The organism is Kitasatospora sp. NPDC022785, assembly GCF_055561295.1.
Map to the genome: position 1 here is coordinate 61,948 of NZ_JBVHHB010000011.1, position 22,172 is coordinate 84,119.

The following is a 22,172-nucleotide window of genomic DNA, read 5'->3' on the forward strand; positions in this document are numbered from 1 at the left end:
ATGACGTCACGTCAACAGGAACGCCGGGCGGTGGTCACCGGCCTCGGCGTGGTGGCGCCGAACGGCGTCGGTGCCGACGCCTTCTGGAAGGCCACCAGGCAGGGCGTGAGCGTCCTCGACCGGATATCCCGCGAGGGCTGCGCCGACCTCCCGCTGCGCATCGCGGGCCAGGTCCGGGACTTCGACCCGCAGTCCGTGATCGACAGCCGCTACCTGGTACAGACCGACCGCTTCACGCACTACGCGATGGCCGCCGCCGACCTGGCGGTGGCGGACGCCGGGTTCACCCCCGACCCCGAACAGCCCTACGCCGTGGGTGTGGTGACCGCGGCCGGCTCCGGCGGCGGCGAGTTCGGCCAGCGCGAGCTGCAGCAACTCTGGGGCCAGGGGCCACAGTTCGTCGGACCGTACCAGTCCATCGCATGGTTCTACGCGGCCAGCACCGGCCAGGTCTCGATCCGCGGCGGCTACAAGGGCCCGTGCGGTGTGGTCGCCAGCGACGAGGCCGGCGGCCTGGACGCCCTCGCACACGCGGCCCGCGCGATCGAGCGCGGCACCGACGCGGTGGTGGCCGGCGCCGCCGAGGCACCGCTGGCGCCCTACTCGATGGTCTGCCAGCTCGGATACCCCGAGCTCAGCCTCTCCGAGGAGCCCCACCGGGCCTACCTGCCGTTCTCCGCGGACGCCAACGGCTTCGCCCCCGCCGAGGGCGGCGCGATGCTGCTGCTGGAGGACGAGCGGACGGCCCGCCGGCGCGGCGCCACCGTGCGGGCCCACATCGCCGGGCACGGCGCCACCTTCACCGGCGCCTCCCGCTGGGAGGAGTCCCGGGAGGGGCTGGCCGCGGCGATCCGGATCGCGCTCGACCAGGCCCGGATCGCCCCCGAGGAGGTCGACGTGGTCTTCGCCGACGCCCTGGGCGTCCCGGCCGCCGACCGCGCCGAGGCGCTCGCCCTGGCCGACGCGCTCGGCCCCTACGCCGAACGCGTCCCGGTGACCGCGCCCAAGGCGGGCACCGGGCGGGCCTACTGCGGGGCGCCGCTGCTCGACGCGGCGGCGGCCGTACTCGCCATGGAGGACGGCGTGGTGCCGCCCACCCCCAACGTCACCGAGGTCTGCCACGACCTCGCCCTGGTGACCGGCCGCGCCCGCCCGGCCGAGCTGCGCACCGCACTGGTGCTCAGCCGCGGGCTGATGGGCTCCAACGCCGCGCTGGTGCTCCGGCGCGACGACCGGGCCTGACCGACAACCCCTATTTGGCTCACCTAGAAGGGACTTCCCGTGAGCATCACCCTCAGCCACCCCGAACTGGCCGCGCTGATCCAGGCCCGGGCCGGTGTCGCGATCGACCCGATCGAGTTGGAACGCCCCGGTGTCAGCTTCGACGAGTTCGGCGTGGACTCCCTCGGTCTGCTCGGCGTGGTCGGCGAACTGGAGAACCGGCACGGCGTCAAGGTCACCAACGGTGCGGAGTCGGCCAAGACCCCGGCCGAATTCCTGGAACTGGTGAACGCCGCGTTCACCGCGAAGGCCGGTGCCTGAGATGCCTGGACACACGGACAACGAGATCGTCATCGCCGCGCCGCTCGACCTGGTCTGGGAGATCACCAACGACCTGGAGAACTGGCCGCAGCTGTTCAGCGAGTACGCCTCCGTCGAGGTGCTGGAGCGGGACGGCGACAGCGTGCGCTTCCGGCTCACCATGCACCCCGACGAGAACGGCCAGATCTGGAGCTGGGTCTCCGAGCGCACCACCGACCGGGCCTCGCTCGCGGTGCGCGCCCGCCGGGTCGAGCCCGGGCCGTTCGAGTTCATGGACATCCGCTGGGAGTACGCGGAGGTCCCGGCCGGCACCAAGATGCGCTGGGTCCAGGACTTCGCGATGAAGCCCACAGCCCCGGTCGACGACGACGGCATGGTCAACCACATCAACCGCAACTCGCGCATCCAGATGCAGCTGATCCGCGAGAAGGTCGAGAAGCAGGCCGGGGAGGTGTGAGCCGGATGCACCGCGCACTGATCGTCGCCCGGATGAAGCCGGACGCCGCCCCGGGCATCGCCGACGTGTTCGCCGAGTCCGACCGCGGTGAACTGCCGCACCTGATCGGCGTCACCGGCCGCAGCCTCTTCCAGTTCGGCGACGTCTACCTGCATCTGATCGAGGCCGACCGCCCGCCGGGCCCGGCCGTCGCGCAGGTCGCCGGCCACCCGGAGTTCCGGGCGGTCAGCGACGCCCTCACCGCCTACGTCCAGGCGTACGACCCGGCCACCTGGCGGGAGCCCAAGGACGCCATGGCGCGCGAGTTCTACCGCTGGGAGCGTGGCGGCCTCAACTGAGCCGCGCCCCGGACCGCACGGTGCCCCGCAGGAAGGCCTGCGGGGCACCGGCGTGTGGAGGGGGCGCTGAGCGTCGGCCGCCGTGAGCGCCGGCGGCCCGGATCGTGCGCCGGGCCGTTCCGCAGAGCGCACGTCGAGGCGTGCGGCGGGGCGTGCCTCAGGGGCGTGCGTCGGGGCGTGCGGCGGGGCGTACGTCAGGCCGTGCCGAGGGCGGCGTCCGGGGTACGGCCCGCCTGGGCCTGCTCGACGCGCTGGACCAGCAGCGCGGCGAGCCGCCTGGTGGCCGCGGGGTCGACCGGGCCGCCCTCAGTGGTCACCGTCGCGACCACCGTACCGGAGCGCAGCACGATGGCGACGCCGTCCCGGCCGGCCAGATCGCCCTGGAAGGCGCGGCTCTCGCTCCCCAGCGCGGCCAGCTCGACCGCGTGGTACTTGCTGCCGTCGGCGTACCCCGCGTACGCCTCCGCGAGCTTGTCCTTGGCCGCCGCCTTGCTCGGGAGGGTCTCGATCCCGAAGCGCGCGGTCACCTCGCCGGAGGAGAAGCGGGCCGACCCGCTGAGCGGCTTGCCGCTGCACGACCCGGCGCCGGTGCAGGTGGTGGCGTGGTCGGCGGTGTCCACCCGGCGCTTCTCCTCCTCCCAGCCGGTCATGGCCTTCTGGTCCGGCATCAGCTGGAGCAGGAGCTTGTCGTCGAGCAGCAGTGTGTCGGAGTCCGCCCCGGCGGGCTGCGCGGCCCCGCCACCGGTGGCGCCCGCTCCTCCGCCCGGGGCCGGCGTGCCCGGCGTGCCCGGCGCGGGAGAGCCGGAGGTGCCGGCCGCGGCGCCGGAGGCTGCGGACGTCGCGCCGCCGGCCGCCGCCTGGTCCCCGGCACCGGCCGGGCTCGCCCCGGGGCTCGCCGGAGCGGTCGTGGCCGCTCCCGCGGTCGCACCCGCCGCCGGGCTCGCGCTGCCCGTCGCCGTGTCGTGGGAGGTCTTCGACCCCCCGGAGCCACAGGCCGCCAGCACGCCCAGCAGAACCCCCGTCGCCGCCACCGCGGCAACCTTCCGACCGACCGTGCTCATCGACCGCTCCCTCTCGTGTCAGTGGACCATCAAGATAGACGCGGCAGGTCGCGGCCGGTTCCCCGGGGGTGGTCACCGGGGAGAAGGGGCTACCCCCCGGGCCCCCGCAGCGCCCGCAGCCCCCGGCGCACCCGGCGGGAGGGTCTCGACGCCGGTCACCCGGCTGATCCGGGTCGGCTCGATCAGCACCACCACCCGCCGCTCGCCGGGGATCCTCCACTCGTAGCGCTCCGCCCCGAGGTAGACCCCGGCCAGCCGGTCCATGTTCCGGTCCGCCTCCTCCCCCTCGACGAACCGGACCACCCGCCCGCGGATCTGTACCCGGTCGTACGGGTCGGCCGCGTCCGCGTGCGACAGGCAGACCCGGGGGTCGCGCCGCAGGTTGCGCTCCTTGACCCGCCCGACCGAGGTGTTGAACAGCACCAGGCCGCCTTCCGTCCCCACCCACATCGGGCTGACGTGCGGCGACCCGTCGGCGTTGACCGTGGCGACGAACCAGATGTGCCCCGCCTCGATCCGCGCCCGGACGTCCTTCGAGATCTCGACCATGCGCCAAGCCTGCCCGCGCGCGCCCGCATCCACGCCGGCCTTCGCCCGTCGGGACGGCGGGCCCGCGGCCCCGGGTCCATGCCGGATTCACCCGGATCGCCGGGGCAGTCGGGTGAACACGCCAAGGAGTCCACTCGAAGGGACGCACAACCACCGCCCTCACCCCCCTGCTCCGGTGGCAGCGGCCGCCGGGGTGGTTGACGGTGGATCAGGCGCACCACTCCGCGAGTCCCCTTGCCCGACGACGTGTCGGCTGTCGCGGGCCGCGCCGGAAGGATCACCATCATGCGTTCTGCACGCACGCTTCTCGCCGGGGCCGTGGTCGCCGCCGCCGCCCTCACCGTCGGCGCCCCCGCCGCCTTCGCCGACGGCTCCGACAAGAACCTCACCTGGCAGGAGAAGCAGGACAAGTCCGCCAGCCCCGACAGCCAGAAGACCTGGGACGAGAAGCAGGACAAGTCGGCCGGCCCCGACAGCCAGAAGAGCTGGGAGGAGAAGGACAAGGGCTCCTCCTCGGGCGAGGAGCACAAGGCCGACGAGAAGACCCCGCACGGTGGCGTGCACACCGGCGGCGGCGGCCTGGCGCTGTCCGGCGGCGGCCTCGGGGCCGGCGCCGTCCTGCTGCTGGGCGGTCTCGGAGCCGGCGCGATCGCGCTGCGCAAGGGCCGTCGCGCCACCGGAGCCGCGATCTGACCTGCGTCGCCGGGTCAGGCGCCGCCCGTCACCTCCCGTCGCCTCCCCGCCGTGGCCGCCGCTCCGTGCGCCGGCCACGGCGGGGGCACGCGGGGCGGTCCTCCGGCGGCGGTGCCACCGCTGTGCCGACTTGAAGCCGAGTCGCCGTTGAAGCCGGGTCGGCGTTGAAGGCCGAGTCGCCGTGAAGGCCGAGTCGCCGTGAAGGCCGAGGAGTGGAGTCATGACCGGTCTGGTCCCTGGTACGTCCCGGCTGCTGCGCGCGGGTATGGGCGCGGCGGCGGCCGGTCTGCTGCTCATCTACAACTCGGTGGACGCCGCACCCTCGGCCGAGCCTCCGCCGGGCCAGGCCGCTCCCCCGGCGGCCACCGCCGGCGCGTCCCCCGGCGCCGCGTCCGCCTCACCGGCGGCCTCCCCGGCACCGGCCAAGCCGTCCGGGCCGGCGCTGAAGCGGTCCGTTCCGACCCGGCTGCGGATCCCGCAGATCGCCGTGGACGCACCGTTCACCGAGTTGACGCTGAACCCGGCCGGGCAGCTCAACGCGCCGCCACCGGAGAACCAGAACCTCGTCGGCTGGTACCGCGACGGCGTCACCCCCGGCGAGCGCGGCAGCGCCGTGGTGGCCGGGCACGTGGACACCACCAAGGGCCCGGCGGTGTTCCTGCTGCTCAGCCTGATGCTGCCGGGCAACAAGGTCGAGGTGCAACGGGCGGACGGCACAGTCGCCGTCTTCACGGTCGACTCGGTGGAGACCTTCGCCAAGAGCGCCTTCCCCGACCAGAAGGTCTACGGGAAGACGCCGGACGCCCAGCTGCGACTGATCACCTGCGGCGGCACCTACGACAAGAAGCGCAAGGACTACCTGGACAACGTGGTCGTCTTCGCGCACCTGGAGTCCTCGCACAAGGCCTGAGCCGTCACGACGAGACCCCACCGCCACGACGCGCAGCCACGACGAGACCGCCCGCACCGGGAGCCCGGTGCGGGCGGTCTCGTCGTGCGCGGGTCGGGGTCAGCCGCGCACGGTGGCCTCGAAGGCGTGCAGGTACGGGTTGACCGGGCGGACCTCGGCGACGTCCAGGCCGGCCTCCTCCATCAGCCGGACCAGGCTCTCCTCCGAGTGCTTGGCGCCGCCGACGTTGAGCATCAGCATGAGGTCCATGGCGGTGGTGAAGCGCATCGACGGGCTGTCGTCGACCAGGTTCTCGACCACCACGACACGGGCGCCCGGACGGGCCGCGCGGACCACGTTGGCGAGGGTGCGACGGGTGCTCTCGTCGTCCCACTCCAGGATGTTCTTGATGATGTAGAGGTCGGCGCGGACCGGGATGTCCACCCGGCAGTCGCCGGGCACCAGGCGGGCCCGGGCGGAGTAGGCGCCGCCGTCGCGGAGCCGCGGGTCGGCGCCGGCGACCACCTTGGGCAGGTCGAGCAGGGTGCCGTGCAGCGCCGGGTGCTTCTCCAGCAGGCTGGCCAGCACGTGTCCCTGGCCGCCGCCGATGTCGACCACCGAGTCGATCCCGGTGAGGTCCAGGTAGGCGGCGAAGTCGGCGGCGGACTGGCGGCTGGAGGTGGTCATCGCCTTGTCGAAGACCTTCGCCGAGTCGCCCGCGTCGCTGTGCAGGTAGTCGAAGAACTCCTTGCCGAACAGCTCGGGGAAGACGTTGCGGCCGGAGCGGACCGCCTCGTCCAGCTTCGGCCAGGCCTCCCACGTCCACGGCTCGGTGCACCAGAGGGAGATGTAACGCAGGCTGTTGGGGGCGTCCTCGCGCAGGAGCCGGGACATCTCGGTGTGCTCGAACCGGTCGCCGCCGGTCTCCTGGAAGATGCCGTAGCAGGTGAGCGCGCGCATCAGGCGGCGCAGCTGCTTGGGCTCGGTGTCGAGCGCGGCCGCGAGGTCGGTGACGCTGGTCGGGGTGTCGCCGAGCGCGTCGGCGACACCGAGCCGGGCGGCCGCGCGGACGGCGGCGGCGCAGGCGGCGCCGAAGACGAGCTCCCGCAGCCGCATCGCGGCCGGCGGGGTGGTGGCGGGCGTGGTGGTCATGTGCCGTCTTTCTGCAGAGGGGAGGTGGGGGCTGGGCGGGTGTCCCGGTGTCGCCGGGCGGGCGGGCCTTCACGGACACGCCCTTGGGCTCCGCGGGAGTCGCGGAGCCGGTGGGACGCGCGGCGGTTCAGCAGTGACCGGCGGGCATGGAGACAGCGCAGTGGTTGCGGCTGAAGGAGTTGGTGGTACCGGTGTCGGCGTCCACCAGGTCGGCCGGACCGTTGCCGACCGCGTGGTTGCCGGTGATGGTGTTGCGGGCGTTGGGCACGCCGACCACGCTGCGGAAGAGCACGATGCCGCCGGACATCGGCGAGGCCCCGACGTTGTCGCTGACCTGGTTCTCCGTCACCGTGGTGTCCTCGGCGCCGGTGAGCAGGATGCCGGTGCCCTGGATGTAGTCGAGCCGCGGGTTGGGCGGGCAGTACCTGTTGTTGGCGACGACCCGGTTGCGGGCGATGCTCAGCGCACCGGCCCGGGGGACTCCCTCGTCACCGACGATGAAGACGCCGCCGCAGTTGCCGTGGATCTCGTTCGCCTCGATGCTCAGGTCGCGCAGGCGGCGGACGGTGACACCGATCCGGTTGTCGGTCAGCAGGTTGCCGCTGACCACGGTGCCGCCGGTGTCGATGGCACCGCCCTCGTTGGCCACGCTGTTGGCCAGGAAGACACCGGACTGGCCGTTGCGGCTGGACTCGTTGCCGGTGATGACGGCCCTGGTCGACTTCTCCTGGCTGATGCCCTGCTGGCCGTTGTCGTGGACGTGGACGGCGCGGACGGTCATGCCGGTGGTGGCGCTGGCGTTGATGCCGTTCTTGGGGAAGCCGGTGACGGCGAGGGCCTCGACGGTGATCCCGTCGAGCGGGTCGGCGTCGGTGCCGACGACACAGAGGCCGTGGCCGGCGGTGGCACAGGCGGAGTCGCCGGCGGTGCCGTCCCCGGCGGTGCCGGGGGTGATCACGCTCTTCGGGCCGGAGCCACGCAGGGTGAGGCCGGCGGTGGTGATCCGGACGCTGCCTCGGTAGGTGCCGGGGAGCAGTTGGACGGTGTCGCCGGGGCGAGCGGCGTCGACGGCCTGCTGAATCGATTCGCCCGGCTGGACGAGGTGCAGGGCACCCGCGGCGTGGGCCGGGGGCGCGGCAGCGAGGGTGGTCAGGGCGGTGGTGAGGGCGGTCGCGGCGGCAGCGGTGGCCGCGGCGAGATGGTGGACCCGTCGCGTGGGCATGAGTGGTGACCTGCTTTCTGGCGCGCTCGCGGGGACGCCGGCGCGGTGACGCGGTGTGTGCGGGAGATGACGGCCGGTGGGGTCGGTCGCATCGACGCTATGGGCGCACGGGTGGGCCCGCCACCAGGGCTGGGCTGCGGGACTGACGGGGCGTCGGCAACCGGAGGAATCGGGGCGTGCGCGGGGCAGGCCGGACGGCTGCGGGCGGTGACCGGCGCACTGAGGGCGGCGCGCCGGCGGACATGGCGACGCGCCCGGCCGCGGGGGTGCGGGCGGGCGTGTGGGTTACGCGCGTGGGCTGCGGGCGGGTGGCGGCGGGCTGCCGATGGTGGACTCGGGTGCCGATGGTGAGCGGGGTGCCGGCGGTGGGCGCTGGTGCGCTGATCCGTCACGGGCAGTGACGCCGACGGGGCCGTCCGGCCTGGCGTTCGAGGTCCGATTCACTCGATCGGGTAGAGAGGAGAGCTGCTCCGGGCGTGTCGTCGGTATACGATCGCCGGCCCCGGACGGCTGCGCGCCGGGGCGTCCGGGGCGCGTGGCATGCTCGGGGCCATGAACACCGCCGCCGTCCTCCCGCCCGTCGCCGCCCTACCGCCGGTCACCGCCGTCCGCAACCCGGTCGGCGCCCATGTGCCGGTGGCCGCCCGCGGGCTGGCCGGGACGGGGCTCGCGTACGCGCGGCGGGTCGGCGCCGAGGCCGTCCAGGTGTTCGTGGCCAACCCGCGCGGCTGGGCCACTCCCCCGGGCAACCCGACGCAGGACGAGGAGTTCCGCACCGCCTGCGCCGAGCAGGGCATCCCGGCGTACGTGCACGCGCCGTACCTGATCAACTTCGGCTCGGACACCGCGGGGACCCGCGAGCGCTCGGCTGCCTCGCTGCGCCACTCGCTGGTGCGCGGCCATGCGATCGGCGCACTGGGCGTGGTGCTGCACACCGGCTCGGCGGTCGGCACGGCGCCGGGCGGCGGCTCCCGGCGGGCCGAGGCGATGGCGCAGGTCCGCGAGGACGTCCGCCCGCTGCTGGACGAGCTGGACGCGCTCGGGGAGGACGCGCCCTGGCTGCTGCTGGAGCCGACGGCCGGCCAGGGCAGTTCGCTCTGCTCGCGGATGGAGGACCTGGCCGCTTACGTGGACGCGTTGGACGGCCACCCGAAGGTCGGGGTCTGCCTGGACACCTGCCACGCCTTCGCGGCCGGCCACGACCTCGCCGCGCCGGGCGGCGTCCGGGAGACGCTGGACGCGCTGGTCGCGGCCGCCGGGCCGGGCCGGCTGCGGCTGATCCACGCCAACGACTCGGAGGACGTGGTCGGCGCGCGCAAGGACCGGCACGCCAACATCGGCGCCGGGCGGATCGGAGCGGAGCCGTTCCGCGAGCTGTTCGAGCACCCGGAGACGGCCGGCGTCCCGCTGGTGGTCGAGACGCCGGACCGCAAGCACGGCGGCGACGGCACCGGGCACGCGCTCGACATCGCCGTGCTCAAGGAGCTGCGCGAGCGGGCCGCGGTACCGGTGCAGCCCGTTCCCGCCGGTGCAGCCCGTTCCCGCTGACGGACGCGTCCCCGGCTGCCGGGTCGGCGGGGCGGTGGCAGGCTGGAACGAGTGATGTCTCAGGCCCCTGGGGGTTTGCGATGAGCCCGACCCGGAGACTGGCCACGCTCCCGTGCGGACGCCGCAGCAAATGGGTGGTGCTGGCGCTCTGGCTGGTACTGCTGCTGGTGGCGGGACCGCTCGCCGGCAAGCTCACCGACGCCGAGGACAACCAGGCGTCCAGCTGGCTGCCCGGCAACGCCGAGTCCACCCAGGTACTCAACGAGCAGCGCGCGTTCCAGCCGGTGGACACGGCCCAGGCCGTGGTGGTCTACACCCGCGACAGCGGGATCACCCCGGCTGACCAGGTCGAGGCGGCCCGGGACGCGACCGCCTTCGCCAACGCGCCGCACGTGCTGGGCCGGGTGATCGGCCCGGTGGTCTCGACCGACGGCCGGGCCATGCAGACCATCGTGCCGGTCGACATCGGCACCGGTGGCTGGCAGGACCTGCGCCCGGCGGTGGACAGTCTGCGTGCCACCGCCGCCGACAACAGCCTGGGCATGACCACCCACGTCACCGGACCGGCCGGGATCGGCGCCGACCAGGCCGAGGCGTTCGCGGGCATCGACGGAACCCTGCTGGCCGCCACCGTCAGCGTGGTGATCATCCTGCTGCTGCTCACCTACCGCAGCCCGGTGCTCTGGGCGCTGCCGCTGCTCTCCGCGGCCGGGGCGCTGGTCGTCGCCCAGGCCGTCATCTACCTGCTGGCCAAACACGCCGGACTGACCGTCAACGCGCAGAGTGCCGGCATCCTGATCGTGCTGGTGCTGGGCGCGGGCACCGACTACGCCCTGCTGCTCACCGCCCGTTACCGGGAGGAGCTGAGACGGCACGAGGACCGGCACGAGGCGATGGCGCTCGCCCTGCACCGGGCCGGGCCGGCGATCCTGGCCTCCTCGGCCACCGTGGTCGCGTCGATGCTCTGCCTGCTGATCGCCGAGATGAACTCCACCAGCGGCCTCGGCCCGGTCTGCGCGATCGGCGTGCTGGTGGCGCTGGCCGCGATGCTGACGCTGCTGCCGGCGCTGCTGGTGGTCGTCGGGCGCTGGGTGTTCTGGCCGGTCAAGCCTGCCTTCGGCACGCCGGAGCCGACGCGGACCGGCCGCTGGGCGCACGTCGGGACGTGGATCGGCCGACGGCCCCGCAAGGTCTGGATCGGCACCGCGCTGGCCCTGGGGGCCTGCTGCGTCGGGCTGGTCTCGCTCAACGCCACCGGCCTGTCCACCGCCGGCAGCTTCACCGGCACGCCGGACTCGGTGGTCGGCCAGCAGGTGCTGGAGCGGCACTTCCCCGGCGGGACGGGCGCGCCGCTGACCGTGATCAGCACGGCGGGTGAGGCGGGCGCCGTCCGGACGGTGGCGCAGGCCACCCCCGGCATCGCCGGGACGTCGGTGCCGGGGGAGCGGCAGGGGCAGGCGCTGTTCCAGGCCACGCTGGCCGATCCGCCGGACAGTCAGGCCGCGAAGGACACCGTGGACCGGGTGCGGGCGGCCGTCCACGAGGTGCCCGGTGCCGACGCCAAGGTGGGCGGCTCCACCGCGGTGATCCTGGACGCCGGCCGGGCCGCGGCCAGCGACAACCGGGCGATCATCCCGCTGGTGCTCGGCGTGGTGCTGGTGATCCTGGCGCTGCTGCTGCGGGCGGTGACCGCGCCGCTGGTGCTGATCGCCACGGTGGTGCTGTCGTACGCGGCGGCGCTCGGGATCAGCGCGTTCTTCTTCGAGCACGTCTTCCACTTCGAGGGCGAGGACAACGCGTTCCCGCTGTTCGTCTTCGTCTTCCTGGTCGCGCTCGGAATCGACTACAACATCTTCCTGATGACGCGCGTGCGGGAGGAGTCCGCCCACAACGGCACCCGGCAGGGGGCGGTGGCCGGGCTGGCCGCGACCGGCGGGGTGATCACCTCGGCCGGACTGATCCTGGCGAGCACCTTCGCGGTGCTCGGCACACTACCGGTGGTGGGCTTCGCCGAGATCGGCTTCGCGGTTGCGCTCGGCGTGCTGCTGGACACCCTGGTGGTGCGGTCGGTGCTGGTCACCGCGCTCACCATGGACCTGGACCGCCACATGTGGTGGCCGGGCAAGTTGTCCAGGCAAGTCAGCCGTCCCGAGAGCGAGTTGACCAGACAGCTTTAAGTTACCGCTGAGTTCATATGGTTATCGTCCGCAGTCTTGCCGGACGTGACCGGGTACGCGTTGACTGCGGGCATGCCAACTTCCACCACGCTTCGTCACGGCACCCGGCTGGCCGCCGCCTGCACCGCCGCCGCCGCCCTGCTCGCCCCGGTGGCCGCCGCTCCGGCCGCCTCGGCAGCGGCCGCCCCGGTCGCCGACACGGCCGCCACCACGGTTCCGGCACTGAACGTGCTCACCTACAACGTCTTCCTGATGAGCAAGAACCTGTACCCCAACTGGGGCCAGGACTACCGGGCCAAGGCGATCGCCGCCTCGGACGTGTTCCAGGGCCACGACGTGGTCGTGGTCCAGGAGGCCTTCGACAACGCCGCCTCCGACCTGCTCACCTCGCAGGCCTCCGCCGTGTACCCGTACCACACCCCGGTCGTCGGCCGGTCGACCAGCGGGTGGGACGCCACCGGCGGCAGCTTCGCCTCGTCCACCCCGGAGGACGGCGGGGTGACGCTGCTCAGCAAGTGGCCGATCCTGCGCAAGGAGCAGTACATCTTCAAGGACGCCTGCGGCAGCGACTGGTGGTCGAACAAGGGCTTCGTCTACGCGGTGCTGGACGTCAACGGCGTGCGCACGCACGTGGTCGGCACCCACCTGCAGTCCACCGACACCGGCTGCTCCGCCGGCCAGCCGGCCGCCGTCCGGGCGGCGCAGCTCAAGGCGATGAAGGCGTTCATCGACGGCAAGAACATCCCGGCCGCCGAGCCGGTGCTGCTCGCCGGCGACCTCAACATCGACTCGCACGGCAGCGAGTACCCGTCGCTGCTCAGCAACGCCAACGTGTCGCCGGCCACCACCCGCAACGGGTGGGCCGACTCCTTCGACACCGTGGACAACTCGATCGCCGCCTACCGCTACCCCGGTGAGCCCAAGGAGGACCTCGACTACGTCCTCTACCGGGCCGACCACGCGCAGCCGGCGAGCTACACCAACACGGTGGTGCGCTTCCACAGCTCACCGTGGACGGTGAGCAGTTGGGGCAAGAGCTACACCTACACCGACCTGTCCGACCACTACCCGCTGTCGGCGGGCTGAGCGGCCGCGCACGCCGGCCGGGTGCCCGGGCTGCGTCCTGCGCCGGGTCCTGAGCCGGGTCCTGGGCTGGGTGCGCCTGGGTCGGGGGCCTCAAGCCGGGTGCCTGGGCCGGGGTCCCCGCCCCGGGTGCCCGGTCCGGGCGTCCCGGCCGGTTTCTCAGCCAGTGCCGGTGAAGCGCCGGTAGGCCGGTCCGAGGGCGGCCTCCAGGGACCGCCCTCGGACGGCGAGGCCGGACGGGCCCAGGTCGTCGACGGCCGGGGCGACGGGGTCGGTCTCGTCGGCGCCGCTCGGGGCGGACGGAACGCGGCCCTGCCAGAACGTGTCGAGGCACTCGGCCAGCGGGCGGTCACCAGGTGCGGGCATCACAGCGGTCACTCTCCGCAGATGGGGGCATCACGGCGGTCACTCTCCGATCGCGTCGGCGGAGAGGGTCAGCAGCTCGCGCAGCCGCTCCGCGGACAGCTCGGCCAGCCACTGCTCGCCGCCGCCGATCACGGCGTCGGCGAGGCTGCGCTTCGCCGCGAGCAGGCCGTCGATCCGTTCCTCGACGGTGCCGACGCAGACCAGCCGCCGGACCTGCACGTCGCGGTGCTGCCCGATCCGGTGCGCGCGGTCGGTCGCCTGGTCCTCGACCGCCGGGTTCCACCAGCGGTCGAGGTGGATCACCTGGTTGGCAGCGGAGAGGTTGAGGCCGGTGCCGCCCGCGCGGAGCGAGAGCAGGAAGACCCTTGGCCCGTCCGGGCGTTGGAAGCGCTCGACCAGCTCGTCCCGCCGCCCCTTGGGCACACCGCCATGCAGGTAGGCGACCTCCTCGCCCAGCCGGCGGCTCAGGTAGGGCTGGAGCATGGTGCCGAACTCGGCGTACTGGGTGAAGACCAGCGCCCGGTCGCCCTCGGCCAGCGCCTCCTCCAGGAGCTCCACCAGCCGCTCGACCTTGCCCGAGCGGCCCGCCAGCTCCGTCCCGTCGTGGAGGAGTTGGGCGGGGTGGTTGCAGACCTGCTTGAGCCGGCCGATCGCCGCCAGCACCGCGCCCTTGCGCTCCACCCCGCGGATGCCCGCGAGGCGCTGCAGGAGGTCGGCGACCACCGCCCGGTACAGGCCCGCCTGTTCCGCGGTGAGGTTGCAGCGGACGGTGAACTCCTGCTTCGCGGGCAGGTCCTGGGCGATCAGCGGGTCGCTCTTGCTGCGGCGGAGCAGGAACGGACCGGTCAGCCGCCGTAGCCGGGCCGCCACCTCCGCGTTGCCGGACTGCTCGACCGGGATCGAGAACCGCTCCTTGAAGGACTCCGCACTGCCGAACAGCCCCGGATTGGCGAAGTCGAGGACGGCGTGCAGCTCGGCGAGCCGGTTCTCCACCGGCGTGCCGGTGAGCGCGATCCGGGGGCCGGAGCGCAGCGAGCGGACCGCCCGGGACTGCCGGGCCGCCGGGTTCTTGACGTGCTGCGCCTCGTCGGCGACGATCCGCCGCCAGCGGACCCGGCGCAGCTCGGTGACGTCCCGCTGGACCAGCCCGTACGTGGTGATCACGAGGTCGGCGGATGTGTCGGGCACGGTGCGGTCGGCGCCGTGGTGAACGTGCACGCGCAGGCCCGGGGCGAACCGGGCCGCCTCGCGCTGCCAGTTGCCGACCAGCGACATCGGACAGACCAGCAGGGTCGGCCCGGCCGCGCCGCGCTCCTGTTCCAGGGCGAGCAGGGCGAGGGTCTGCACGGTCTTGCCGAGGCCCATGTCGTCGGCCAGCACGGCGCCGAGGCCGAGCCGACCGAGGGCGTCCAGCCAGGCCAACCCCCGCCGCTGGTAGGGGCGGAGCGTTCCGGTGAAACCGGCGGGCAGGTCGGGGACGCGGGAGGCCGGGCCGGGCCGGCCGGCCAGCAGCTCGCCGATCGGACCGGTGGCCCGGACGGCGGTGACGGGCAGCCCGTCCACGGCCGCGCGGTCGTCGACGGCCAGCCGGAGCAGCTCGGCCGGCTCCATGGTGCCGCTGCCGCGCTCGGCCAGGAACCGCACCGCGACGGCGAGTTGGGCCTGGTCCACCTCGATCCAGCGGCCGCGCAACCGGACCAGGCCCTGCTGGGCCGCCGCCAGTTCGGCCAACTCCTCCTCGGTGAGGGTGAGTTCCCCGAGGGAGAGCTGCCACTGGAAGTCCAGGACGTCGTCCCGGTCGATCTGCGCAGTGCGCTTGACCGCGCCCGGCACGGCGGCCGGGGCCGCGGTGAGGGCCAGCCCGAGCCGGGGGCGCCGCTGCCACCAGGCCGGGAGCAGCACGCCGAAGCCGGCCCGGGTGAGGGCGGGCGCGGCCTCGCGCAGGAACCGCAGGGCGCCCTCGCGGTCCAGCTCGACGCCGGTCGGGCGGGGGCTCAACAGGGCGGTGCGCAGCGGCGGGTGGACGCGGGCGGCACGGTCGAGCTCGGCGAGGTAGGAGGCCGCCGGGTCGGGGACGGTACGGGCGAGGGCGGCATACCCCGCCTCCTCGGACCACAGGTCGGCGGCGGGGACGACCAGGGACGGGCGGTCGACGGCCTGGACCAGCAGGTCGAGGTGCCAGACGTCGGGGGCGGCCTCGCCCGGGGCAGCCTGGTCGCGGGGTCCCCCGTCGCGGAGTCGGAGGTCGGGGGCTCCCCCGTCGCGGGCTTCGAGGTCGGAGGCTTCGAGGTCGGGCGCGAGTGGCTCGGTGAGGCGGAGGTTGAGCCGCAGCGGGCTGCCCGCGGGGCGGGCGGCGTGCCAGGCGGCGAGGCGTTCGGGCAGGCCGGCCGGCGGCGGCCCCGGGAGCCGGCCGTCGGCGGACCAGAGGGCGGCGAGCCAGGGCTCGGCGGGCGGTTCGAGGTCCGCGAGGGCGGCCCGGGCCTCGCAGTCGACCAGGGTGTCCAGCAGGGCGGTGGCCAGGCCGGAGCCGGTGGGCCCGGCCTGGGCGGGCGCGGACGCGTGGTACTCGGCGCGGCAGACCGGCGGGCAGCCGGCGGCCAGGGCGGCCAGCTCACGTCGGGCCGCGGCGTCGGGGGTGGGCCGCCACCGCGCGGCCCACGCCGCGGGCGCCTCCTCGCCGAGCACCGGGAGCAGCCGCCCGCGCCCGACCAGCCGCCAGGCGAGGTCGTGCACGGCGGACAGCCAGCGCAGCGAGGCGCCGTACGCGAGCTCGACGGACGCGCCGCCGAACTCGCCACCGGATTCACCGGGCCCGCCACCGGGGAGTTCGACGGTCGCGCCCGGCCAGTGCGGGTCGTGGACCGCGCCCAGCAGCTGGGCCGCCTCGGCGGCGTCGAACAGCAGGGTAGGCACCCGCCAGGGGCTCAGCGCGAGGCCGCGTGGCGCGCTGCCGGCCGGCAGGTCGGGCGAGGGGACCGGCCGGTCACCGAGGGTGGGCAGGCGAAGGCCCGTCCAGCGCTCGGCGCCCTGCCCGGCCAGCCAGTCGAGGCCCGGGCCGATCGCCCCCAGAAGCCGCGCGACCTCGCCGGCCGGGCACGCGAACGGATGGGCGCCGCCCTCGGCACGGCGGGCGGCCGGCCTGCCGTTGCGGTACGCGTGTGCGTCCTCCGCCCAGAGCGCGAGGCGGCCGTCGGCCCGCCAGAGCGCGTGCAGGGCGTACATCGGTGGGCCTTCCGGGACGGCGGGACAGCGGGCTTCCCACCCTAACCGCGAGGTCGGACAACCGGGCGGGCGCGCGGACCGGGGCGGGCCACCCCCTGTGCAGCCCCGCGTGCCTCCCCACCCCCGGGGCCGCCTGGCGGTCCCGTCGCACCCCGCCCCGCGGGCGGCCTGCGGCGGGGCAAGGGGCACGCCACGGCCTGCTTCCGCGCTCGCGGCCGGCTCCACCCCGGCAACCCGGCGGCCGAGCCCCGTCCCGACGACGAGCACGAGGAGCACGAGGAGCACGAAGAACAGTTCCGGCGGCGCGCACACCACGCGCGTCCGCAGCAGCGCGCCCCGGCACGGGTACGGCTGCTCAGCCTCCCGTACCGACACCGGTCCGGCGGAAGTGACGGACGGCGAAGGCCCCGAAGAGCCCGGCGGCGGCGGACCGGGGTGCGTCCCCGTCGCGGACGAGGCGCAGCTCGCGGTGGCAGTCGGGCCCGGCGAGCCGCACCCAGCACAGAGGCGCGCGGACGTCCGAGGCGCGTGCCATCGCGGGCAGCAGGGCGACACCGAGCCCGGCGGCGACCAGGTTGACGACGGCGCCGGGTTCGTCGCCCTCGCAGACGATCACCGGGTCGACGCCCGCCGCGGCGAAGAGCCGGTCCGCGAGGGCGCGCTGCCAGTGGCCCCGGCTCGGGGTGACGAACGGCTCTCCGTCCAGTTCGCCGACCGGCACCTCCTCGCGTCCGGCCAGCCGGTGGCCCTGCGGCACCGCGAGCAGCACGTCCTCCCGCAGCAGCAGTTCGGAGACCAGCCCGGGGCCCACCAGCGGCTGTGAGGCGAGGCAGAGGTCCACCTCCCGGGTGCGGAGCCTACGCGCCATCGCATCGACGGAGGACTGCCGCACCCTCACCTCGATGCGGGGGTGGGCGGCCCGGAAGCCGGCCAGCAGGTCGGTGGCGGTCAGCAGGGTCTCGGTGGCCAGCGTCACCCGGCCGCCTCCCTGGGCGGCATCCGCCAACTCGCTCTTCCCGTCGTCGAGTTCACGAAGTGCACGGTCGACCCGGCGCAGGAAGGCCGCACCGTGGTCGTTGAGGTGGATGCGCCGGCCCCGGCGGTCGAAGAGCCGGACCCCCAACTCGGCCTCCAGCCGGGCGATCGTCCTGCTCACCGAGGGCTGGGCGACGCGCAGTTCCTCGGCGGCCCTGCTGATGTGCTCGTGCCGGGCCACGACCTGGAAGCAGCGCAGCGCGGGCAGATCCACGGGCTCTCCCCTCCCCCGGGCATCACTCATAACTCCGGAGGCATCATCTCATGCAATATTCGGTCTTGGAGTTGATGAGCGGGGCTCACCTAGCCTCCGAGAAGAGGTTCCGGCCGGGCCGCTCGCCCGACGGCCGCCACACCGAAGGAGCTGCCGCATGTCCGCCAACCCGCCTCCGGCGTCCGAGAGTCGGTTCGAGAGCTACGTCGAGGCCGTCCTCGCGGTCCTCCGCCGCACGCCGGACCGGCCGGCGCTGGTAACCGCCGACGGCGGCGCCGTCCTGGCCGGTGAACTCCACGACGACGTCCGGCAGTTCTCCGCCATCCTCGCCGGCCACGGCGTCCGCCGGGGGGACACCGTGGTACTCCTCACCGACGACGGGCCGGAGGCGATCGTCGCGCGGTACGCCGCGAACCTGCTCGGCGCACGGGTGGCCTTCCTCGGCGCGGGCATGTCCGCCGCGGTACAGGCGGACATCGTGACGAGCGTGGACGCGCCGGTGCTGCTGGTCGGTCCGGCCCGGTCGGGCGCGGCCGAAGCACTGCTCGCCCGAGTGCGGGTGCCGGTGGTGCTGCAGCTCGGCACCACCGTGCCGCCGGGTGCCGCGGCCGGAGCGGCCGCCCCCGCCACGACGGCGGATCCCGCCCGGGCGCAGGACGACTGGTGCCTGCGCTTCACCGGGGGCACCACGGGCACCCCGAAGGGCATCCCGATGGCGCACGGCCCCTACCGGCAGCTGCTCGACCGCCTCGCCGGCCGGATGCGGGCCGGCGCCCGGCCCCGCGCCCTCGCCTGCACCTCGCTCGCCCACATGGCCGGGATCCTCGCCGACGCCGCCCTGCTGGCCGGAGGCACCGTCGTGCTGCGGCCCGGCTTCGACCCGGGGGACGTCCTCGCCGCCCTGGAGCGGGAACGCATCACCGACCTGTGGCTGCTGCCGCCCCTGCTGTACCGACTGCTGGACCACCCGGCGGCGGCCGGCACCGACCTCTCCGCCCTCCGGCGGCTCTTCTACGGAGGCACCCCCGCCTCCGCCGAACGACTGCGGCAGGCCGCCGAGGTGTTCGGGCCGGTCCTGCACGGCTGGTACGGCCAGACCGAGGCGGGATCGATCACCGAGGTCGGCCCGGAGGAGCACACGATCACCGGACCGGGCGGCCGGATCACCGCCGGCCGGGCCGATCCCGGGGTCGAGATCGAGATCCGCAGCCCGGCCGGGGCCGCCCTGCCCCCCGGCGAGAACGGGGAGATCCACGTCCGCACCCCCATGATGATGAGCGGCTACTGGCGCCGGCCGGACCTCACCGCCGAGGTGCTGCACGAGGGCTGGATCCGCACCGGGGACATCGGCCACCTCGACGACGCCGGCTACCTCCACCTGGTCGACCGGCTGAAGGAGATGGTCATCGTGGTGGGCGGCCACGTCTACCCGGCGGAGGTGGAACAGGCACTGCTCGCCCACCCCGCCGTCGCCCAGTGCGCGGCCTTCGGTGTCCAACGGGAGGACGGGACCGAGGAGTTGCACGTAGCGGTCGTCCCGGCGGCCGGCCGGCACGCGGACGGCGCACTGGTCCGCGCCCGGATCACCGACCGGCTGGGCGCGATGTACGCGCCCGCCGCCGTCCACGCCGTGGACCACCTGCCGCTCACCGATGCGGGCAAGCCCGACCGCAAGCTGCTCCGCGAGGCGCTCGGCGGCTCAGGCCGGAGCCGGGCGGCAGACACCAGGCATCACTAGGACCTGTTGCGAAAGTGGATCTTGTTCGTTCATGATCACGTCTCGTGGGACGTGGGGATCTGACGAACGGCCAGTGGGTGCGGCTTGAGCCGCTGCTGCCGCAGGGCATCAAACCGGGGCGGCCGCAGGTGTGGACGCGACGCCAGCTGATAGACGGCATACGGTGGCGGACTCGAACCGGTGCTCCGTGGCGTGACGTGGCGGATCGCTACGGGCCGTGGAACCGGGTCTACGACCTGTTCCGGCGCTGGCAGCGGGACGGCACCTGGGCCCTTATCCTCACCCGGCTCCAGGCCGAGGCGGACGCGAACGGCCTGATCACCTGGGAGGTCAACGTGGACTCCACCATCTGCCCAGCCCACCAGCACGCCGCCGGGGCGGCGAAAAAGGGGATCTCCAAAAGGAGCCGCCCGGCGGTGTCTTCGTCGAGCCGGCCGACCACGGTCTCGGACGGTCCCGAGGCGGCCTGACCAGCAAAATTCACCTCGCCGTCGAGCAGGGCCAGAAGCCCCTGTCCGTCGTGATCACAGCTGGGCAGCGAGGTGACTCGCCGCAGTTCGAGCCCGTCCTGGAACCGATTAGGGTGCCCCGACTTGGGCTCGGCAGGCCGCGCAAGCGACCGGATCGGGTGCGGGCCGACAAGGCATACGACTCTCACGCCAACCGCTCCTACCTGCGCAGACGCGGGATCAAGGCCACCATTCCCGTGCCCGCAGACCGCGTCCGCAACCGACAGAAGCGCGGCTCACTCGGCGGGCGGCCGCCGAAGTTCGACAAGGACGACCACAAGCAACGGCATGCGGTCAAGTGCGGGATCAACCGCCTCAAGCGACACCGTGCCGTCGCCACCAGGTACGACAAACTCGCCGTCCGCTACGAAGCAACAGTGCTGGTCGCAGCCATCAACGAATGGCTGTGATCAGCAATGTCGCTGCGTCACTTCCCGGTCTTCTTGGCAACCCGATCGACCATCGCCTTTGCCATGGAAGCGGGTGCCTGTGGGTCAATCCTGTGAGCGACCGGGTTGCACTGGACATCGATGACGACGGTGCTAATTCGAACCATCACGTGGCACGCATAGTACGATTTCGAGTCCTGGGTGACCTCCTTCCAGACCGCCTTGTTCTCATCGCCGAGCGGCGGAAGCTCCATGGAGGTATTGACGACTCCGTCGCCGCTCTTCCATATCCCGGCCATCTTCCTGAAATCGACTGTGGCCGACTCAACGCTGTCGTAGGCCCATGCCTGGTAGGTAACGGACGTCTCCGTGGAGATGTTCTCGAAAGTGCTGTTTCCCCAGAATCGCAGCTCTGGGATACACGGTCCGAGGGCGCAGTCCTGCGGCTTGACGATGCCGTTGAAGCGGGTCTTCAGCGACCAACCAGATGGGACGCTCTCCATATCAGGGAAGAGCGTTTTGAACTCGTCCATGGTGTCGACAGCAGAAGCTGTGGCACTCGACCGCTTCTCCTGTCCAGAGTCATCGCGTGAGACGGTCGAGCCGTTGCAGCCGCTTACGGCCATGGCGAGACAAGCGGCAAGGATCACGCGACTCAGCGCAGCGTGATGACTTCGACCGACGCCTGACTGTCCATCAGTCTTCATCGCTTCCCCGCTCCCCCGACACTGCAGGACCAGGACATGAAAGCACAGAGGGCCCTAGCACGCCTATACGCCTGAGGCAGCAACGGCTCAAGCCGTGCCCACTGGCCGTTCTCGTTAGATCCCCACGTCCCACAAGGTGTGATCACGAGCCAAAGATCCACTTTCGCAACAGGCCCTAGCTAGACGAATAGTTCCGATGTCTGGCTGCGGAGACAGCAAGAGGGTCCCGATGATCCGTGTGTGACGACAGACCTCGAAACCTCCTGACCTCACTTTATGTGAAAGTTGACGACGAGATCGGAGGAACCCGATGGATGGGAACGCCGCCGCTACTGAGCGACAGCGAGTTGGTCTGTCTGGCGGTCGCGCAGGGCACTGCTCGGGTACCACTCCGAGGCCCGGTGGCTGCGCTACGCGAACAAGCACCTGTCGGAAATGTTCCCCTACCTGCCGCAGCGGCCGGGCTACAACAAGCGTCTGCGATCCTCGCTTCCGCTGCTCAAGCGCATGATCCGGGAGCTGGCCATGGACAGCGACTTCTGGTTCGACAACCACTGGATCGTCGACTCGACGCCGGTCCCGTGCGGGATGTCGCGGCCGACGGTGTTGCTGTCGAACCTGGCCGGGTGGGCGCAGTACGGATACTGCGCGTCACATTCCCGGTTCTTCCGGGGACTTCGGCTCTACCTGGTCTGCACGCCCACCGGTATGCCGATCATGCGGGCGCTTGCCTCCGCGAAGATCGGCGAGCGCGAGGTGCTGTCCGCGATGCTTGAGGTCGACGCCGGCGTGGTCGCCGCCCGCGAGGGCATCCTGCTCATCTCGGACAAGGGCTTCGCGTCCAAACCGTTCGAGCGGGAGCTTCTCGATCAGGGCATCGAGCTGCTGCGGCCTTCGCGCAAGCGCGGGAAGGGAGCGGTACGGCCGAACCGATGCTCAAGAAGGTCCGCCAGCTGATCGAGTCGGTCAACGACACCCTCAAGGGGCAACTTGACCTGGAACAACACGGCGGACGAACCTTCGAGGGCGTCGCGGTCCGGGTCACACAAAGGATCTTGGCGATGACTGCCGGGATCTGGCACAACAACCGGATCGGCGCACCGGTCACCCGCTCGCTGATCGCTTACGATCACTGACCACTTCGGTGCAACTCGTCAAGCTCCACCGGAACCCCGGCATTGTCGCCGGCCGCGAGCCCCGCGCCGTTCGGTGCGGGGCTTCGCCGGTTCACCCGTGGGCGAGCGGCACGCCGGGCGGCAGCGGCGGCTTCACCGGGAGCCG

Annotated in this window: 19 protein-coding genes and 1 pseudogene; 12 read left to right on the forward strand and 8 right to left on the reverse strand. The window is 73.1% G+C overall.

Annotation, left to right across the window (positions count from 1 at the left end; translation table 11 throughout):
• The 4 genes from ACZ3YO_RS19460 to ACZ3YO_RS19475 are packed head-to-tail and all read left to right on the forward strand — an operon-like array spanning nucleotide 1 to nucleotide 2,337.
• Complete coding sequence (locus ACZ3YO_RS19460) at nucleotides 1-1,242, forward strand: beta-ketoacyl synthase N-terminal-like domain-containing protein (protein WP_465570680.1); 1,242 nt, start codon at nucleotides 1-3, stop codon at nucleotides 1,240-1,242.
• Between the two features lie 39 nt (nucleotides 1,243-1,281).
• Nucleotides 1,282-1,542, forward strand: a complete 261-nt coding sequence (locus tag ACZ3YO_RS19465; protein ID WP_396322457.1) for an acyl carrier protein — start codon at nucleotides 1,282-1,284, stop codon at nucleotides 1,540-1,542.
• A 1-nt stretch (nucleotide 1,543) separates the two neighbouring features.
• Entirely contained in the window at nucleotides 1,544-1,999 is a 456-nt protein-coding gene (locus tag ACZ3YO_RS19470) for an SRPBCC family protein (RefSeq protein ID WP_396322458.1), read from the forward strand.
• 5 nt (nucleotides 2,000-2,004) lie between these two features.
• Nucleotides 2,005-2,337 carry a TcmI family type II polyketide cyclase gene (locus ACZ3YO_RS19475; RefSeq protein ID WP_396322459.1) on the forward strand — a complete coding sequence of 111 codons (333 nt, stop codon included), beginning with the start codon at nucleotides 2,005-2,007 and terminating at the stop codon, nucleotides 2,335-2,337.
• Nucleotides 2,338-2,531: 194 nt separating this feature from the next.
• On the opposite strand, the gene ACZ3YO_RS19480 is transcribed toward ACZ3YO_RS19475, so the two are convergent.
• Together ACZ3YO_RS19480 and ACZ3YO_RS19485 are read right to left on the reverse strand one after the other, a co-directional pair.
• On the reverse strand, nucleotides 2,532-3,398 hold the full coding sequence (locus ACZ3YO_RS19480) for a hypothetical protein (RefSeq protein ID WP_465570684.1): 867 nt from the start codon (nucleotides 3,396-3,398) through the stop codon (nucleotides 2,532-2,534).
• Nucleotides 3,399-3,470: 72 nt separating this feature from the next.
• Complete coding sequence (locus tag ACZ3YO_RS19485) at nucleotides 3,471-3,947, reverse strand: PPOX class F420-dependent oxidoreductase (protein WP_465570687.1); 477 nt, start codon at nucleotides 3,945-3,947, stop codon at nucleotides 3,471-3,473.
• A 285-nt stretch (nucleotides 3,948-4,232) separates the two neighbouring features.
• Here ACZ3YO_RS19485 and ACZ3YO_RS19490 point away from each other — a divergent pair, with 285 nt between their 5' ends.
• Nucleotides 4,233-4,640: a hypothetical protein gene (locus ACZ3YO_RS19490; RefSeq protein WP_465570689.1), complete on the forward strand. Its 408-nt coding sequence runs from the start codon at nucleotides 4,233-4,235 to the stop codon at nucleotides 4,638-4,640.
• A gap of 220 nt (nucleotides 4,641-4,860) precedes the next feature.
• Nucleotides 4,861-5,550, forward strand: coding sequence for a class F sortase (locus tag ACZ3YO_RS19495; protein ID WP_465549923.1), 690 nt, complete (start codon nucleotides 4,861-4,863; stop codon nucleotides 5,548-5,550).
• 99 nt (nucleotides 5,551-5,649) lie between these two features.
• Here the strand turns inward: ACZ3YO_RS19495 and ACZ3YO_RS19500 are convergent, their stop codons facing one another.
• Together ACZ3YO_RS19500 and ACZ3YO_RS19505 are read right to left on the reverse strand one after the other, a co-directional pair.
• Nucleotides 5,650-6,681 carry a methyltransferase gene (locus ACZ3YO_RS19500; protein ID WP_465549921.1) on the reverse strand — a complete coding sequence of 344 codons (1,032 nt, stop codon included), beginning with the start codon at nucleotides 6,679-6,681 and terminating at the stop codon, nucleotides 5,650-5,652.
• A gap of 127 nt (nucleotides 6,682-6,808) precedes the next feature.
• Nucleotides 6,809-7,903: a right-handed parallel beta-helix repeat-containing protein gene (locus tag ACZ3YO_RS19505; RefSeq protein WP_465570693.1), complete on the reverse strand. Its 1,095-nt coding sequence runs from the start codon at nucleotides 7,901-7,903 to the stop codon at nucleotides 6,809-6,811.
• A 552-nt stretch (nucleotides 7,904-8,455) separates the two neighbouring features.
• Between ACZ3YO_RS19505 and ACZ3YO_RS19510 the strand changes: the two genes are divergently transcribed.
• From ACZ3YO_RS19510 to sph, 3 genes are all read left to right on the forward strand, one after another.
• Nucleotides 8,456-9,451 (forward strand): deoxyribonuclease IV, encoded by a 996-nt coding sequence (locus tag ACZ3YO_RS19510; protein WP_465570695.1) that lies wholly within the window; start codon nucleotides 8,456-8,458, stop codon nucleotides 9,449-9,451.
• A gap of 80 nt (nucleotides 9,452-9,531) precedes the next feature.
• Nucleotides 9,532-11,628 (forward strand): MMPL family transporter, encoded by a 2,097-nt coding sequence (locus ACZ3YO_RS19515; protein WP_465570698.1) that lies wholly within the window; start codon nucleotides 9,532-9,534, stop codon nucleotides 11,626-11,628.
• A gap of 72 nt (nucleotides 11,629-11,700) precedes the next feature.
• Nucleotides 11,701-12,714, forward strand: coding sequence for a sphingomyelin phosphodiesterase (gene sph, locus ACZ3YO_RS19520; protein WP_465570700.1), 1,014 nt, complete (start codon nucleotides 11,701-11,703; stop codon nucleotides 12,712-12,714).
• Between the two features lie 156 nt (nucleotides 12,715-12,870).
• Here the strand turns inward: sph and ACZ3YO_RS19525 are convergent, their stop codons facing one another.
• From ACZ3YO_RS19525 to ACZ3YO_RS19535, 3 genes are all read right to left on the reverse strand, one after another.
• A complete protein-coding gene (locus ACZ3YO_RS19525; RefSeq protein WP_465570703.1) occupies nucleotides 12,871-13,077 on the reverse strand; it encodes a hypothetical protein in 207 nt (68 codons plus the stop codon).
• A 39-nt stretch (nucleotides 13,078-13,116) separates the two neighbouring features.
• The gene (locus ACZ3YO_RS19530; RefSeq protein ID WP_465570705.1) at nucleotides 13,117-16,299 is read right to left on the reverse strand and encodes an SNF2-related protein; all 3,183 of its coding nucleotides are present in this window, start codon (nucleotides 16,297-16,299) and stop codon (nucleotides 13,117-13,119) included.
• Nucleotides 16,300-16,654: 355 nt separating this feature from the next.
• The gene (locus ACZ3YO_RS19535) at nucleotides 16,655-17,548 is read right to left on the reverse strand and encodes a LysR family transcriptional regulator (RefSeq protein ID WP_465570707.1); all 894 of its coding nucleotides are present in this window, start codon (nucleotides 17,546-17,548) and stop codon (nucleotides 16,655-16,657) included.
• 157 nt (nucleotides 17,549-17,705) lie between these two features.
• On the opposite strand from ACZ3YO_RS19535, the gene ACZ3YO_RS19540 reads away from it, so the two are divergent.
• Both ACZ3YO_RS19540 and ACZ3YO_RS19545 read left to right on the forward strand, forming a co-directional pair.
• A complete protein-coding gene (locus ACZ3YO_RS19540; RefSeq protein ID WP_465570710.1) occupies nucleotides 17,706-19,286 on the forward strand; it encodes a class I adenylate-forming enzyme family protein in 1,581 nt (526 codons plus the stop codon).
• A 44-nt stretch (nucleotides 19,287-19,330) separates the two neighbouring features.
• Nucleotides 19,331-20,205, forward strand: a protein-coding gene (locus ACZ3YO_RS19545) for an IS5 family transposase (RefSeq protein WP_465570712.1) whose coding sequence is annotated in 2 segments (ribosomal slippage) — nucleotides 19,331-19,724 and nucleotides 19,724-20,205 — 876 coding nt in all. Because the reading frame shifts where the segments join, the coding sequence is not laid out codon by codon here.
• A 17-nt stretch (nucleotides 20,206-20,222) separates the two neighbouring features.
• Here ACZ3YO_RS19545 and ACZ3YO_RS19550 read toward each other — a convergent pair.
• Nucleotides 20,223-20,717 (reverse strand): hypothetical protein, encoded by a 495-nt coding sequence (locus ACZ3YO_RS19550; protein WP_465570715.1) that lies wholly within the window; start codon nucleotides 20,715-20,717, stop codon nucleotides 20,223-20,225.
• 410 nt (nucleotides 20,718-21,127) lie between these two features.
• Between ACZ3YO_RS19550 and ACZ3YO_RS19555 the strand changes: the two are divergent.
• A pseudogene (locus tag ACZ3YO_RS19555) lies at nucleotides 21,128-22,027 on the forward strand (IS982 family transposase).
• Nucleotides 22,028-22,172: the final 145 nt, after the last annotated feature.